This window comes from Nocardia sp. NPDC003693, from assembly GCF_053981095.1.
The window spans coordinates 64,293-78,315 of sequence record NZ_JBSFNO010000005.1; the positions used below are offsets into that span (position 1 = coordinate 64,293).

General features: G+C 68.3%; 15 protein-coding genes. 7 read left to right on the plus strand and 8 right to left on the minus strand.

Annotated features, from left to right (window positions below):
* Positions 1-17 precede the first annotated feature (17 nt).
* Positions 18-791, plus strand: a complete 774-nt coding sequence (locus tag ACWDOP_RS08455; RefSeq protein ID WP_456344537.1) for a GntR family transcriptional regulator — start codon at positions 18-20, stop codon at positions 789-791.
* A gap of 146 nt (positions 792-937) precedes the next feature.
* On the plus strand, positions 938-2,326 hold the full coding sequence (locus ACWDOP_RS08460) for an ABC1 kinase family protein (protein ID WP_456344538.1): 1,389 nt from the start codon (positions 938-940) through the stop codon (positions 2,324-2,326).
* Between the two features lie 53 nt (positions 2,327-2,379).
* Here ACWDOP_RS08460 and ACWDOP_RS08465 read toward each other — a convergent pair whose 3' ends face one another.
* Both ACWDOP_RS08465 and ACWDOP_RS08470 read right to left on the minus strand, forming a co-directional pair.
* Positions 2,380-2,661 carry a hypothetical protein gene (locus tag ACWDOP_RS08465; protein ID WP_456344539.1) on the minus strand — a complete coding sequence of 94 codons (282 nt, stop codon included), beginning with the start codon at positions 2,659-2,661 and terminating at the stop codon, positions 2,380-2,382.
* Positions 2,662-2,667: 6 nt separating this feature from the next.
* Complete coding sequence (locus tag ACWDOP_RS08470; protein WP_456344540.1) at positions 2,668-3,648, minus strand: SDR family NAD(P)-dependent oxidoreductase; 981 nt, start codon at positions 3,646-3,648, stop codon at positions 2,668-2,670.
* Between the two features lie 104 nt (positions 3,649-3,752).
* Between ACWDOP_RS08470 and ACWDOP_RS08475 the strand changes: the two genes are divergently transcribed.
* Positions 3,753-4,535 (plus strand): SDR family NAD(P)-dependent oxidoreductase, encoded by a 783-nt coding sequence (locus ACWDOP_RS08475; protein WP_456344541.1) that lies wholly within the window; start codon positions 3,753-3,755, stop codon positions 4,533-4,535.
* Here the strand turns inward: ACWDOP_RS08475 and ACWDOP_RS08480 are convergent.
* From ACWDOP_RS08480 to ACWDOP_RS08490, 3 genes are all read right to left on the minus strand, one after another.
* Entirely contained in the window at positions 4,529-5,788 is a 1,260-nt protein-coding gene (locus ACWDOP_RS08480) for a KasA/KasB family beta-ketoacyl-ACP synthase (protein WP_456344542.1), read from the minus strand. The two genes, ACWDOP_RS08475 and ACWDOP_RS08480, sit on opposite strands and share 7 nt — an antisense overlap.
* Before the next feature lie 94 nt (positions 5,789-5,882).
* The gene (locus tag ACWDOP_RS08485) at positions 5,883-6,479 is read right to left on the minus strand and encodes an SRPBCC family protein (protein WP_456344543.1); all 597 of its coding nucleotides are present in this window, start codon (positions 6,477-6,479) and stop codon (positions 5,883-5,885) included.
* Positions 6,480-6,688: 209 nt separating this feature from the next.
* Positions 6,689-7,132, minus strand: coding sequence for a phage holin family protein (locus tag ACWDOP_RS08490; protein WP_456344544.1), 444 nt, complete (start codon positions 7,130-7,132; stop codon positions 6,689-6,691).
* A 121-nt stretch (positions 7,133-7,253) separates the two neighbouring features.
* On the opposite strand from ACWDOP_RS08490, the gene ACWDOP_RS08495 reads away from it, so the two are divergent.
* A complete protein-coding gene (locus ACWDOP_RS08495) occupies positions 7,254-8,234 on the plus strand; it encodes an oxidoreductase (RefSeq protein WP_456344545.1) in 981 nt (326 codons plus the stop codon).
* 1,540 nt (positions 8,235-9,774) lie between these two features.
* Here the strand turns inward: ACWDOP_RS08495 and ACWDOP_RS08500 are convergent.
* Entirely contained in the window at positions 9,775-11,277 is a 1,503-nt protein-coding gene (locus ACWDOP_RS08500; RefSeq protein WP_456344546.1) for a DUF222 domain-containing protein, read from the minus strand.
* 254 nt (positions 11,278-11,531) lie between these two features.
* Between ACWDOP_RS08500 and ACWDOP_RS08505 the strand changes: the two genes are divergently transcribed.
* Complete coding sequence (locus tag ACWDOP_RS08505) at positions 11,532-11,786, plus strand: hypothetical protein (RefSeq protein WP_456344547.1); 255 nt, start codon at positions 11,532-11,534, stop codon at positions 11,784-11,786.
* Between the two features lie 58 nt (positions 11,787-11,844).
* On the opposite strand, the gene ACWDOP_RS08510 is transcribed toward ACWDOP_RS08505, so the two are convergent.
* Together ACWDOP_RS08510 and ACWDOP_RS08515 are read right to left on the minus strand one after the other, a co-directional pair.
* The gene (locus tag ACWDOP_RS08510) at positions 11,845-12,084 is read right to left on the minus strand and encodes a DUF397 domain-containing protein (protein WP_456344548.1); all 240 of its coding nucleotides are present in this window, start codon (positions 12,082-12,084) and stop codon (positions 11,845-11,847) included.
* Complete coding sequence (locus tag ACWDOP_RS08515) at positions 12,081-12,968, minus strand: helix-turn-helix domain-containing protein (RefSeq protein ID WP_456344549.1); 888 nt, start codon at positions 12,966-12,968, stop codon at positions 12,081-12,083. Before ACWDOP_RS08515 ends, ACWDOP_RS08510 begins: the two co-directional genes overlap by 4 nt.
* Before the next feature lie 182 nt (positions 12,969-13,150).
* Here ACWDOP_RS08515 and ACWDOP_RS08520 point away from each other — a divergent pair, with 182 nt between their 5' ends.
* Positions 13,151-13,579 carry a hypothetical protein gene (locus tag ACWDOP_RS08520; RefSeq protein ID WP_456344550.1) on the plus strand — a complete coding sequence of 143 codons (429 nt, stop codon included), beginning with the start codon at positions 13,151-13,153 and terminating at the stop codon, positions 13,577-13,579.
* A 4-nt stretch (positions 13,580-13,583) separates the two neighbouring features.
* Entirely contained in the window at positions 13,584-13,841 is a 258-nt protein-coding gene (locus ACWDOP_RS08525) for a hypothetical protein (protein WP_456344551.1), read from the plus strand.
* Positions 13,842-14,023: the final 182 nt, after the last annotated feature.

Below are 14,023 nucleotides of genomic sequence, written 5' to 3' on the forward strand. Positions count from 1 at the left end.
TGTCGAAAGGTGACGGGATGGGTGCCCGGACGGTCGTCGGCGATGTCGCCGACATCCTCGCGCGTCGTGTCGCGACCGGCGAGTACGCGCCCGGTGACCTGCTGCCCTCGGTCCGCCAGGTCGCGGACGAATTCGGAATGAACAGGGCCACGGCGCAATTGGTGCTCGGGCGACTCGAGTCCTACGGGTTCGTCGTCGCGCATCGCGGGCGCGGGTTCATCGTGCGCGACGTGCGCCGGGCCGGCGGGCTCGACGTGTACCGCCGCCTGTTCCCGCTGTCCATGCACGCGCCCGAGGTGGCGGCGGAGATGTTCGCCGACATCGTGGCCACCGAGCGGGTGATCGTGCTGGAGGCGCTGCTGGACTACACCGATGCCGGTGGCGGCGTCGACCCGATCGAATTGCACGCCGCCGTGGACGAACTCGAGGGCTTGGCGCGCGCGGACGAGCCCGATCACGCGGCCATGCTGGGTATCGAGATCGATATCGTGCGTGCGCTGCTCACCTGTCTCGGCCACGGGCTGCGGCGTTCGGTGCTGAACTCGGTGGGGGAGACGCTGTTCGAGGTGCCCGAGGCGGTACGGGCGTACTTCGCGGCCTCGCCCGATCTGCACGTGCTGGTGTGGCGGGCGCTACTGGCGGTGTGGGAGTCGGACTCCGGGCCGACCGAGGCGCAGCTGGCGCTGTTCGAGGATTTGTTCGGCCTGTACCACGAGAACGTGGTGGCCCGTTTCGGCGAACTGGCCGGGGTGCGCGCGGACGCGGTGGCCGCGCGCGGGGAGACCGCCTGAGTGCCGACCCGCCGGGATGCGGGAAGCGCAGTGCCGCAGTCCGTTTGACCTACTGTCTGAGACAATCTAGATTCGGGTTGTGTGCCCCGCGCGCACCCGCCTCGCGGTAGTGAGGCGGCCTTCGCGAAATCGAATCGAGGCACCCGATGGCGGGCAAGAGAAGAACCGGCCTGGCGCGTTCGGCGAAGATCGCCGCGTTGCCCGTGGGCATCATGGCCCGGCGCCTGACCGCGACGAGCAAGGCCATCATGACCGGGGCCGATCGCGCCACGATCGACGAGGCGCTCGTCGACAAGGCGGCGGACGAGGTGTTCCGGGTGCTCGGCGAGCTCAAGGGCGGCGCGATGAAGCTCGGACAGGCGCTCAGCGTCGCCGAGGCCGCGGTGCCCCCGCGCTTCGCCGATCGCTACCGGGATGCGCTGGCGCGCCTGCAGAATCAGGCCCCACCGATGCCGCTGGCCCAGGCGCATCGGGTACTGGACGAGCAACTGGGCACGCGGTGGCGCGAAAGATTCGCCGGCTTCGAGGATGTGCCGGTGGCCGCGGCCAGCATCGGCCAGGTGCATCGCGCGGTGTGGAAGGACGGCCGGGCCGTCGCGGTCAAGATCCAGTACCCGGGAGCCGATGTCGCGCTCATGTCGGATCTCAAACTGCTGCGCATGCTGTCGGGCACGTTCGGGGTCTTCGTGCCCGGCGTGGACGTGAAATCGCTCATCGAGGAGTTCGTCGAGCGCACCGCCGACGAACTCGACTATCGCATCGAAGCCGACCATCAGCGCCGGTTCGCGATCGCCTACGCCGATGATCCCGACTTCTTCGTGCCCAGGGTGGTCGCCAGCGCGCCCAAGGTCATGGTGACCGAATGGATGGACGCCGTCCCGCTGGGCCGCGTCATCGCCGAAGGCACCGCGGCCCAGCGGGATCGGGCCGGGGAGCTACTGGCCGCGTTCGGCCTGAGCTCACCCGTGCGGGTCGGTTACCTGCACTGCGATCCGCACCCGGGCAACTATCAGCTGCTCCCCGACGGCCGCCTGGGGATCCTCGATTTCGGAGCCGTCATCGCGCTGCCGGACGGGCTGCCGCCGGTGGTCGGCGCACTGGCGCAGCTCGCGCTCGACCGGGACTACGACGCCCTGGTGCGTGCGTTGCGCGACAACGGCTTCGTGCGCCCGGGACATCACCTGGACATGGAGCCGGTGCTGCGCGTGGTCGAGCCCATCGTCGCCGAGTTCCACGGCGATAGGCTGCGGATCAGTCGCGAGCTGGTGCAGGGGCACATGGAGCGCGCCACGGATGTGCGAAACCTGTCCGTGCAGAACACCTTCGCGGTCCGCACGCCGCCGGAGCTGCCGGATCTGGTCATGCTGGGCCGGGTGCTCGGCGGCATCGTCGGGGTATGCGCGCAGCTCGACGCCGAGGCGCCGTATCTGGCGCTCGTGCGGCGCTGGCTCCCGGGCATGCGCCCGCCGGGGGTGGCGGCCGGGCACGAGCCGCGGACCGCGGGTGAGGGGCAGGAGCCGGTCCCGGCGCTGTGACGCACCGGGTCGCTGCCCGCCGGTGAGTGTGGCTGCCCGGTCGGCAGCGGTGCTCAGCCGACCATCATTCCGGCGGCGACGAGCGCGGCGATCACGGTCAGCGCCATCGCCGCCAGGATGACCAGGTTGCGGCGCAGCGGGGGCTCGGCGGGCGCGGGCTCTCGTTGTGTGCCAGACGGTTTGCCCGCGGATGTGGTGGACGCACCTGTGCCGGAGACGGTTTCGGCGCCCGGCTCGGGCGCCGCGTCGCCGGAACCGGTCGCGGTGGGCCGGGCAGCCTCGGAATCGGCCGGGATCGGCTCGGATTCGGCGGGGGTGGGCGGAACGGCAGTCACGGTGGTTCATCTCCTCATCGGTGTCGGTGGCGACGGTGGATCATCGTATTCCGGTGGTTCCCAATAGGTTTGCAGGCCCGGTCGCTGCGGCATGAGTTCGGCCGCCTCGCGCGCGATGCCCAGGACCGCGGGATGGTCGATGGCGAAGCGCACCGCGCGCTCCACCTCGGGCCCGCTGATGGTTCGCATGAGTGCCCGGGTGAGTCCGGGAAAGGCGCGGGTGAGCCGGTATGCCAGCTGGGATTCCGCGCGCAGGGGCAGGATGTCGCGGTTCGCCGCGGCCGCTTCGACGATCCTGCGACCGGCTCGGTCCGGGTGCATGCCGAGCAGGGTCATGCCCTTGACGACCATTTGCCGGGTGATCGCGACCTGTTCCCTGCTGAGGGTGGCCAGGGTGGCGGTGGCGGCGAGATTGGTCGCGACCAGACCGGGGCAGGCGACCGTCACACCGATTCCGTGCGTGGCCATTTCGGCGCGCAGGCTCAGGCTGAAGTGCTGCACGGCGGCCGCGGTGAAGCAGTACGGGGTGCCGAGCCGCAGGGCCGCGAAGGCGGCGATCGAGGAGATGTTCACCAGGTGGCCGCCGGTCCCGCGCTCGGCCATCTGCGCGCCGAACAGCTTGCAGCCGTGGACGATCGCGGTGAGGTTCACATCGACGATGCGCCGCAGATCGGCGGGCCGGATGTCGAAGAACGGCCCGCCGACCACGATTCCGGCGTTGTTGACCACCACGTCGGGTACCCCGTGCGCGGTGCGCACGTACTCGGCGAACGCCTCCAGCGAGAGTGGGTCTCCCACGTCCAGGGCGTAGGACGCCGCGCGCCCGCCGTTCGAGCGAATCAGCGCCACGGTGTCCTGCGCTGTAGCGAAATTGATGTCCGCGACGATGACCTCGGCACCACGCGCGGCCAGCGCCTTGGCCGTGCCGCGTCCGATGCCGCTGCCCGCTCCGGTGACCACCGCGAGTGCCGGGTGGAAGGGTGTCATAGCTCGTCTCTCCTCCGGCCGGAGAGGCAGAGTGTACACTGTCTGGGACAGATGATTCCAGTCGAAATGCGCAGCGCCGCAACCGCGGACACAGGGGGCAACTCATGCCAGGCTTCGACGAAGAGGTTGTCGTGGTCACCGGCGCGGGCGGCGGAACGGGCCGCGCGGTAGCCCACCGCTTCGCGCGCGAGAGAGCGATGGTCGTCGTCGCCGATATCGACAAGGCCCGCGCGGTGCGCACGGTGGAGGAGATCGAAGCCCGCGGTGGCGCGGCCGCGCCGTTCGCGGTGGACGTGGCCGACGCGGCGGCGATGGAAAGCTTCGCGGACGACGTGCTGGCCGACTTCGGGCCGCCGAAGGTGCTGGTGAATGCCGCCGGATTCGTCACGGCCGGCCCGTTTCTCGAGCACACCCTCGAGGACTGGGAGCGATTGCTGGGCGTGAACGTCTGGGGACTGGTGCACGGCTGCACCTACTTCGGACGGCAGATGATCGCCTCGCGGCGAGGCGGGCGAATCATCAATGTCACGTCGGTGGCCGCCTTTGCTCCGAGTCCGTCCAGCACCCCGTACTGCGCGACGAGGGCGGCCGCCCGGATGCTCACCGAAGGGCTGCGGCTGGAATTCGCCGGAACCGGCGTCGGTGTTACCGCCGTCTGTCCCGAGCCGGCGCCGACCGGGATCTACGACGCCGACGGTCCGGACGGCATCGCCCGCATGATCGTTCGCATCGCGGCGCGAAATCCGGCCGTGGTACCCACACCGATCGAAGCCGGGGCGCTGTATCTGGCGAACCGGGTGTCCCCGCGCGTCGCGCGGCGAGTGGCCCGGATGCTCGAGCCGGAACCGCTGGCTCGCCTGCGGGCCCGGCGGATCCGCCCTCAATAGCGCCCGAACAGCACCGCGGCATTGTGCCCGCCGAAACCGAACGAATTGTTGAGCGCGAAGTCCACGGTGGTCCGGCGCGGCGCGGTGTGCACGACGTCGAGATCGATCTCCGGATCTAGATTGTCGAGATTGAGCGTCGGCGGTATCACCTGATCGCGCAGGGTGAGCACCGACAGGATCGCCTCGAGCGCGCCCACCGCGCCGACCGAATGTCCCAGCGCCGATTTGGGCGCGTACACCGCCGGATGCGTGCCGACCGCGGCCGCGATGCCCTTGGCCTCGGCCAGATCCCCGATCGTGGTGCCGGTGGCGTGCGCGTTGACGTGATCGACCTCGCGGGGGCCCACCCCGGCGGTCTCGAGCGCGCGGCGCATGGCTCGCGCGCATCCGACCCCATCGGGATCGGGGGCGACCAGGTGGTAGCTGTCGGCGGTGAGCCCGGCGCCGAGCAGCCGGGCGAGTGGTTTGGCGCCGCGCGCCAGTGCGTGCTCCTCGGCCTCGATCACCAGCAGCGCCGCGGCCTCGCCGAACACGAACCCGTCCCGATCCCGGTCGAAGGGCCGGGACGCGCGCTCGGGCTGCTCGGCCCGGGTGCTGACCGCCCGGGCCATCGAGAATCCGGCGATGGCAACGGGATTGATGTACCCCTCGACCCCGCCGGCCACGATCATGTCGGCCTCACCCAGCACGATCGACCGCCACGCGTGCACCAGCGCCTCGCACCCCGAAGCACAGGCCGACACCGGTGTGACGAGGCCGGCTCGCGCGCCGATCTCGAGCCCCACCACGCCGGAGACGCCGTTGGGCATCGACATCGGCACCGCGAAGGGAGACACCTTGCGGTACCCGTGATCGCGCATGGCGTCATTGGCTTCGACGATGGAATCCGCGCCGCCGAGCCCGGTGCCGATGCACACGCCGAGCCGCTCGGGATCCACCCCGGGTCGTCCGATGCTGTCCCACAGTCGTTTTCCCATGGCGTAGGACATCTGCTGCACGTAGCACATGCGCCGTTTGCGGACCCGATCCAGTTCATCGGTGGGATCGTCGACGAGTTTGCCGCCGATCGTCACCGGCAATTCGAGCCGGGCCAGTTCCGGATCGGTGAGCTTGCCGATTCCGCTGGCCCCGGTGAGCAGGCCCTGCCAGGTGCCTTCGGTATCGGCGGCGATGGAGGTGGTCATCTCCACGGCGGTGACGACGACATCGCGGAACCCGCCGCCGCGGGTGGAGAAGGTCTCGAGTGTATTCACTGTGGAACCCCTTAGCGACCAATCAGCAAGCACGGCAGTGTTATTGCGGTCTCGACGAGGGTAGCCGCCACCGTCCGCGCGGGTGGGGTGAAGCTCAGATCCGCGTGCGGAGCCCGCCGAGCGCCCAGGCGGCGAAGGGACGCACGAAGGGAGCGCCCCAGCGCAGCGGCAGGAAGCGGCCGAAGCGCGGGCGCACGGCGATGGTCCACGCCACGGTGGTGCGGCCGTTCAGCTCGGTGAATCGGTAGTCCTGGGCGAAACCGGTGACCAGTAGGGGAATCGAGAGTCCGGTGCCGGTGGCGGCGAGGCGCGTGTGCGGGGCCTGGATGATCACCCGTTCCCGTGCCGCGAACAGTGGCGCGTCGATCACGCGAGCCGCGCCCTCGTGGCGGCGGTCATCGGCGTAGCGAATGCCGTTGACCAGCGGCAGCCAGGAGTAGGCGCCGTCGAGTTGCAGCGCGTCCCAGACCCGCGCGGCGGGCGCGGCGAACTCGCGGATCGCGGTGACGGCGAAAGTGCCTCGGTCGGCGAGGAATTCGTCGACGTGCTCGGCGGACACGGGACGCACCTCGAAGCCGCCGCCGGACAGCACCGCGCGTCGCCGGCGATGCAGGACGGCGGCGCTGATCGTGGCGGCGACAGCGCTTGCCACCAGGAGAACGATCGCCGCGACGAGAAGGGTTTCGATCATGGCTCGGCTGCTTTCGGGAGAACTGCGGGGCAGCTGCTCCGAGACTGTCGACCGCAGTGCACCCAGATTGTCTCAGACACGATAGCGGCTTACGTGGAATCGTGCCGCCCATCGCCGTGCGATCGAGTGGCCCCTCTCGCTGACGGTGGCGCTCGCCGTCGGTGCCGTGGTCGCCGTCTTCGCGGTAGAGCCGCGTGCCGGGACCGAGGTCAGAAAGGTTTGACGCCCTTGGTGTTTCGTCGTCCGAGATTGGTGAATGCCGTATTCGCCGCACCGGCCGCGGCGCGGGCGGCGCGCACGCTGCGCAGCCGGAAGATCCGCCACACCCCGACCAGGGCGGCGAGTCCCGCCGGAATCAGCATCATGGCTGAGGTGAGTCCCAGCGCGGCCCAGTGTGGCATCCACTGTCCGAGCAACTCGACGACGAAGGCGAAGAAGTAGATGGTGCCGTAGACCGCGGCGACGAGCGCGAATCCCAGTGCGGCGACGATGAACGCGGCCCGCGCGAGCTCGGCGCGCACCGCTCGACCGGCTCGATGCGCCCGCGGTGCGAGCCACCTGGTGAACTCGGCGAACAGCTCGCGCGCCGCCCGTTCGAACGGGCCGGGTGGCGTCTGCAGCGCCGTGCCGTAGGTGTGCTGACGGTCGGCCATCGCGGCCCCCTCGATGCGATCGGTAGGCGACGGCGGCCCGCCGCGAGAACTGTCGCAGCCTAGCATGACCGGCTACTCTGTCTCAGACGATATTTGCGCGCGTAGGAAGAGTGTGAAGGTGATGGCACAGGTGCACACGGCCGCGGCGAAGGCGGTCAATCCGCCCCTGATCGCCCGGCGCTGGACAGCCGACGATATCCCCGACCTCAGCGGCAAGACGGCCGTGGTCACCGGTGCCAACAGCGGCCTGGGCCTGCGCACCGCCGAAGCCCTGGCGGCCAAGGGTGCGCACGTTCTCATGGCCTGCCGCAACGAGATCAAGGCCGCCGCCGCCCTGGAGTCTGTCGCCGCCGGAGCCACCGGACCCAAACCCGAAGTCCTGCCGCTGGATCTGGCCGACCTCGGTTCCGTGCGGCGCGCGGCCGACCATCTCGATGTGCGCGGTGTTCCCATCGATCTGCTGGTCAACAACGCCGGCGTCATGGCGCTCCCGCGCAACGCGCGCACCGCCGAGGGCTTCGACGCCCAATTCGGCACCAATCATCTGGGCCACTACGCGCTGACGGGTCTGCTCCTGCCCGCGCTCCTGCGCGCCCCCGCGCCCCGGGTGGTGACGGTGTCGTCCATCGCGGCCTGGGGCGGCGCGATCAACTGGCTCGATCCCCAGTGGCGCGTGGTCTATCTGCGCTGGCTGGCCTACAGCCAGTCGAAGCTGGCGAACCTGCTCTTCACCGCCGAATTGGACCGGCGAGCGCGCGCCCACGGCACGCCCCTGGTCGCCGTAGCCGCCCATCCCGGCCTGTCCGCCACCAACCTCTACGAGTCGACCCCCGAAAGCGGCTGGACCGCACGCATTTCCGCGCTACAGCAGCGCGCGCTGGTCGGCCTGGCGCAATCGGATCGGATGGGCGCACTGCCCCAGCTCTACGCGGCGACGGTCCCCGGCCTGGCCGGGAACTCCTACGTCGGCCCCGCCCTGGAGACCCTCGGCTATCCCCGGCGCACGCTGCGAAACCCGTTGGCCTACAGCCGCACCCAGGCCGGCGCGCTCTGGCGGTTGAGTGAGAAGCTGACCGGCGTCGCCTATGACTGGCCCGCGTAGACGGGGCTCGATGGCGTGCGGCTGCGGGCCGGGGCCGACGGCGGAGGAGTGCTGGAGGAGCGTGGGGAGCGTCGGCTGGGGTTGGGATTGGTGTGCAACCGGGGGAGTGGCCTCGAGAACGGAGTGCTGGCGGGGCCTGTCGGGTGCGATGGCAGCTGGATTCCCTTCCATGGGAAGGGAGCCTGGATAGCGGAGTACCGGCATAGCCGGGTTGGGTGTCCCGAGCGCGGTTGGGTGCCCAGCCGGAGCGACGAAGCCCGGATGACTGCGTGTCGCTGGGGGCGCGTCAGATGCTCGGTTAGCGGTGGGGTGCCCTACCGCAGGCGAGAAGCCAGGAGAACGGGTACCGGCAGAGCGCCTGGAAGACTCGGCGGCGGCTGGGTGTCCTACTGCGGGAAGACGCTCTGACAACGAAGTAGCGGCGGGGCATGGCGGACACGCGATCGTGGTGGAGTGCCCTACCGCAGGAGAGAGTCCTGGAAAGCGGAGTACGAGTGGGGCACGTTGGGTGCCTCGATCGCGTGGGAGCCCTGGGGAGGAAGAGAAGCCTGGACAGCGGAGTACCGGCGGGAAGAGTTGGGTGCATCGGTCGCGGCTGGGAGGGCTACCGCAGGGAAGATGCCTGGACAACGGAGTACCGGCGGGGGCACGTCGGGAAACTCGGCGGCGGTTGGTTGCCCTACCGGGGGAAAAATGCCTGGACAACGGAGTACCAGCAGGGGCACGTCGGGAGGCTCGACGGCGGTTGAGTGCCCTGCCGGAGGAAAGACGACTAGAAATCGGAGTACCGGCGGGGGCACGTCCGGAGACTCGGTTGCGGTTGGGTGCCCTACCGGGGAAGGAAGCCTGGATAGCGGAGTACCAGCGGGGGCGGGTTGGGTGCCTCGGCGGCGGTTCCAGCCCTTCCGGGCCGATAGGCGGGATCGAAGCCCTTGGATGCGTGGCCGGGTTCCGAATTCGGCACCGGGCACGGCAATCACCGCCCGGGCATAACCCCCATCCGGGGATGACGAGTCTTTGTCGGTGAGTCTCGAGAAGGTTCCCACGGCCGGCCAACCGGGCTGGAAGGGCGAACGGGCTCTCGGCTGGGGAGCCATAGGTCGGGTACGGCAGGCGAGGTAACCAGCACTGCCGCATCTGTTTTGCCTGCTCTCCCGAACCCCGCTGGAAGCCAGAGGGTGGGTTCGGGTTCGGGCTACGTCGGCCACGGGCGTGAACACCGGTGCGTGTGGTCGCACCAGCGGTGTGGGTGGGATGGCCGGGTCGGGGGGAAGGTGGGTGGGAGCACGTTCGGTGTCGAAGGACATGAGGCGGCGAGCGAAAGTGCTTAGAGCAGTGAGCGGTTCAAGGCCGGGGTGTGGTCGTGGGCAGAGTCGCCGTGCGGGGATGCCCGGTGCTGGGGTCGTGGTGGAGTTCGGGAGTGTTCGACGCCAAGGGGGTGGGTGGGGCGTGTCGGCGCACGAAAGCCTCTTCGGCATAGGTAAGCCGAAGAGGCAGAGTGGAAAGCAGTGAGCGGGGGAGTCGCGACCGGGCGTGATGGTTAGCAGCGCCATCGTGCGGGGATACCCGGAAACTGTGGATGGTGGCGGAAGTTCACACGTGGCCTACGACTTCGGTCGATGTGTGGTGGAGGAATCCACCCGGTTTTGCCTGGATTCTCCGAATCCTCGCCCATGACAACCGTTTCCCACCCGTTCGGGCCGGTGTTGATCTGGGCGTGGCAGGCATCGCACGCCAGGGTCAGGTTTTCGATGTCCGTTTCACCACCATCTGACCATTCCTTGATGTGGTGTACAGCCGAGCGGCTCGCTGGCGCGTCGCATCCGGGGCGCGTGCACCCATGTTCGGTGGCGGTGAGCGCCAACCGTTGCGCCGGGTTGGCCAGGCGCTGGCCTCGGGACAGGTGCAGGGGTCGGCCGTTGCGGTCGAGCACTACCAGGTACGGGGTGGAGTTCCTGGCGACCTGGAGGGCTTGGGTGATCGACATCGTGCCACCGGTCGCGGTCGTGGCAACCCCGGTGCGGCGTTCGAGGTCTTCGATGCTCATGGTGATGATGGTCGAGACCGGCAGCCCACGATGCGATCCCAGCTTCGTGGGTCCCATGTCCGGGCGGAAGAACACCAACAGGGCATCGTGGTGGCGCTGCTCGGCGGTGCGGCGGTCCCGTTTGGCTGCCGCGCGCAGTTTCGCACGAGCCGCAGCGCGGGCACGCTCTGCCGGGGTCAGCGAAGGATCATCGGCCCTGGCATCATCACCGATGTCGTCGCCATCGTCGAGTTCGGTATCGAGACCCAGTTCGGCGGTGGTCCACGGGCTTTCGGGGTCGTCCGGGTTGCACATGCCGGGGCGCCCGAACTTCTCGAACATCGGGATCATGACCGCACCCAACTGCGGGGTGAGGTATCCCGAGATCGGGTACATGCCGTCGATGCCCTGGTGCCCGATCTTGATGCACCGGACCCGCTGGCGGTCACGGTCCTCGGTCAAACGCCCGTCGGGATCGACATGCGCCAAAATGTGCACCCCGAGCTTGGTCACACCCTTCGGATCACCCTCACGGGCATAAGAGGTCAGATGCTCCTCGGCATGATCCTTCACTTCCGGACCGGCGGCGTCGGGGATCCGCTCGAGCGCATCCTTGATCGCTTTCACATGATCGGCGGAGATCTCCCCGGCCCGTTGCGCTTTAGCTACGAGCGGCAATTTCGGCGGCCGGGTGCTCGAACCCACAGACACCGTCGACAGCAGATCAGCGTTACGAACGCGGGCGGCGGCCTCGGCGTACGACAGGCGCAGGGTCTGTTGCAGGAACAGGATCAGGCTCTTCACACCCGCCCGAGGGCCCAAGTCTCGTGCTCCGCACTCGAGTGCGAACCGCTGCTTGACGGCTTCGAGCTTGCGGAAGCTGGTTTCGAGCTCCTGCATGACGTCGATGACCTCGTCCTTGGCCAACGAGTACATCGGCAATTCGAGCAGGTTCTCCACCGCGGCGCCGAGTGCTTTGGCACTGGTCGCGATGGTGGGTACCTTCCTCGAATCCATGCCTCTATTCTACTCCTTCATAGCGAGCATGAATAGCCCAATTCTGTTGTGACACAACGACATTCGGGCAAATAGCGCGTTTCGACCAATGGAAATTCGTGAACACCATTACGCTCGCAACCGGCCACGCCCAGAACTCCGCGGTGGAAACCTAGCCCGGCCGAAACCCGCCGCACGTGCGAGAATCTGCGTGCCGTCGGGTCCCGCCCCGCCCGCGCGGTCGCACCTGTCGAGACCACCGTGAGGAGACGTCGTTGAACGTCAAGTACCTGGCCACCCTCCCCGCCGCCGTCATGGCGGTGGCCCCGGTGTTCGTCGTCGCGGGATCGCCTTCCGCGGCAGCGGCGGCGCCCCGCGCCTACGTCTGCACCGCCGAGACCTGGGGCGGCGATCCGCTCCCCGCCGTCACCGTCGAGGCGCGCAAGAACCTGCGCCAGGCCAAGGGGCTGGCGCAGACCGAATGGCGCGGCACCGCCAAGTACGCGACCATCGAATGCAAACCCGCCTGAGTGTTCGGCGCACGGCCTCCGGGGGTTCTCGGACCCCGGGAGCCGCCCGGGTTCGCTGCTAGCGGTCGAATGCTCCGGCCCGCACGCCGGAAATGAAAGCGTCCCAGGACGTTCCGTCGAAGACGAGCGCCGGGCCGGCGGGGTTCTTCGAATCTCGCACGCCGACCATTCCTTCCGTGAGATGCGTCGCCTCGACGCAGTCCTGCTGCGGTGTGCTGCGGGAGCTCTTGAACCACCGAGCTGCTACCAGCTGCGCGGAATAGTCGATCGAGTATGTGTTGGACGGTTCGAAGTTCACTGCTCTAGATCCTTTGCGATACGACTGATCAGCGCTCGGCTTTCCTCGCTGCTGACCGATGCTTCGGCGATGCCCTCGAATGCACGGTAGTACTTCTGGACTTCCTCGTCTCGTCCCAAGTAGAGGCTTCCCGTGAAGTGCTGCAGATACACCGTCGGCGGCTCATCCGGAATCCATTGCTTATCGCTCTTCGGCGACTCCAGGACGACGAACGGCCCTGTCGCCAAACCGATGTGCGGAGTGCCCTCGGGGATGATCCGAATCGAAACGGTGGGTATTTCGACCAGCGTCAGAAGCCGCTCCAGTTGGTCGCGCATAACGGCCGCGCCGCCGATAGTTTGGCGCAGGACACGTTCTGCCAGTACCGCAACAACTTCGAGCCGGGCCTGGCTGGTCTCTTCGAGCCGCCCCTGTCTCATCGTGGCCACGGCGATACTCGACGTGACGGAGTCTTCCGGGGCGTTGGGATCGATCACGTACGCCATCGCGCGTCGATACTCGGCGGTTTGCAGCATTCCCGGCAGCAACGTGTCCTGATAACTGATCATCCGTTGTGCCGAGTTCTCGCGGGCGACGAATTGCGAGAAGCCCGGAGTCATCGCGTTGTCGAACTTCTGCCACCAACCGGACTCGCTTGCCCTGCCCAGTAGATCCAATATCGTTTCCTGCTCGGCGATGTCGGCGTCGTACAGCCTGCACATCGCCAGGATCGAGACCTTCTTGGGTGGTTGTTCCCACTGTGCTCGCTCGTATCGCCACAGTGTTTGTTGGCTCAGCCCAAGGAGTTTGGCGGCGGCCTCGCGACTCATCGCCGGTCGGATGCGCTCTCGCAGCGCCTCCAGCGTCATCCCCATCAGCCGCGCCGGCAGCGTATGGCTTTTCACAACTGTCTCCCTTTGTGTTGGAACAAAGCTTCCAAGCCGGAAGGAAAGATTGTGTCGTAGTTCACTGGGAAGCTTCCACGAGCATAACTCCGGCGCGCAGACTTGTAGGCACCCGCGGCGGGGCGACCAGCGTCGATCCCGCCGCAGCCATCATCGATCCGCGAGCCGACCGGAGCTGCCGAATGAACACCGCCGCACAGCAACTCGATCATGATCCCGTTCCCGACCATGAGCTGACCGCCGAGCGTGCCCGGCGCGAACTCGCCACCCATCGGGAGTGCCCGACCTCCGTCTGCCGTCGCAAGGCGCAGGCGAAAGCGCTGCTGGCCTTCGACATCGACGCGCCGGCCGCCGTTCCGGAACTCCCGGCGTGGGTGCGCGTCGGCGCCCGTGTCGTCGAACTCTCGCAAACCCGGGGGATCGTCCTGTCCCGCTTGCGGATCACCGCGATCACCGACCGGGCGATCGTTCTCGAAGGCGGGTACCGCTATCCGCTCGAGTCGATGCATACCTGCGTCACCACCGGGCACACTGTGTTCACCCGTCAGAACCCCTATCTCCCCAACTGCCGCCTCCGCCTCGCCGCTCCCGACCACCCCGAAGCGCGGTAATCCCATGAAATCTCCCGAGGGTCAACCTCTTCCGCACTCCGCTCCGCGACTCGGCGACTCCGTCAGTGACGCCATCGCCACCCGCTCCGCCCAGCTCGCCGAGTGCGATTTCCCCACCGACGCCTACCTCGGCGTGATCGAGGCCGCCCAGGCCCGAGCCGCACACCGCACCTGCGATCCCGACGCGTGCACCACCCTGCTGCGCGCCGATCAGATCCTGCGCGCGGCGACCGAGATGCTCTTTCCCGGCGCGCCGCAATAAACGGCGGCCCAACATTTTTCGTGATCGACTCCTCCGGGTCGCCCGAGCAGTATCCCTCGGGCTCGTCGGGCACGGTCCCGGAGTAGACCTGCGGCCTTCGCGCTCAGGGCCGGTGGTCTTCCGATCGCGCTCCATGTTCCGGCGCGGAGCGCCCGGCACCGCTCCCACGTGTGGTGATGCTC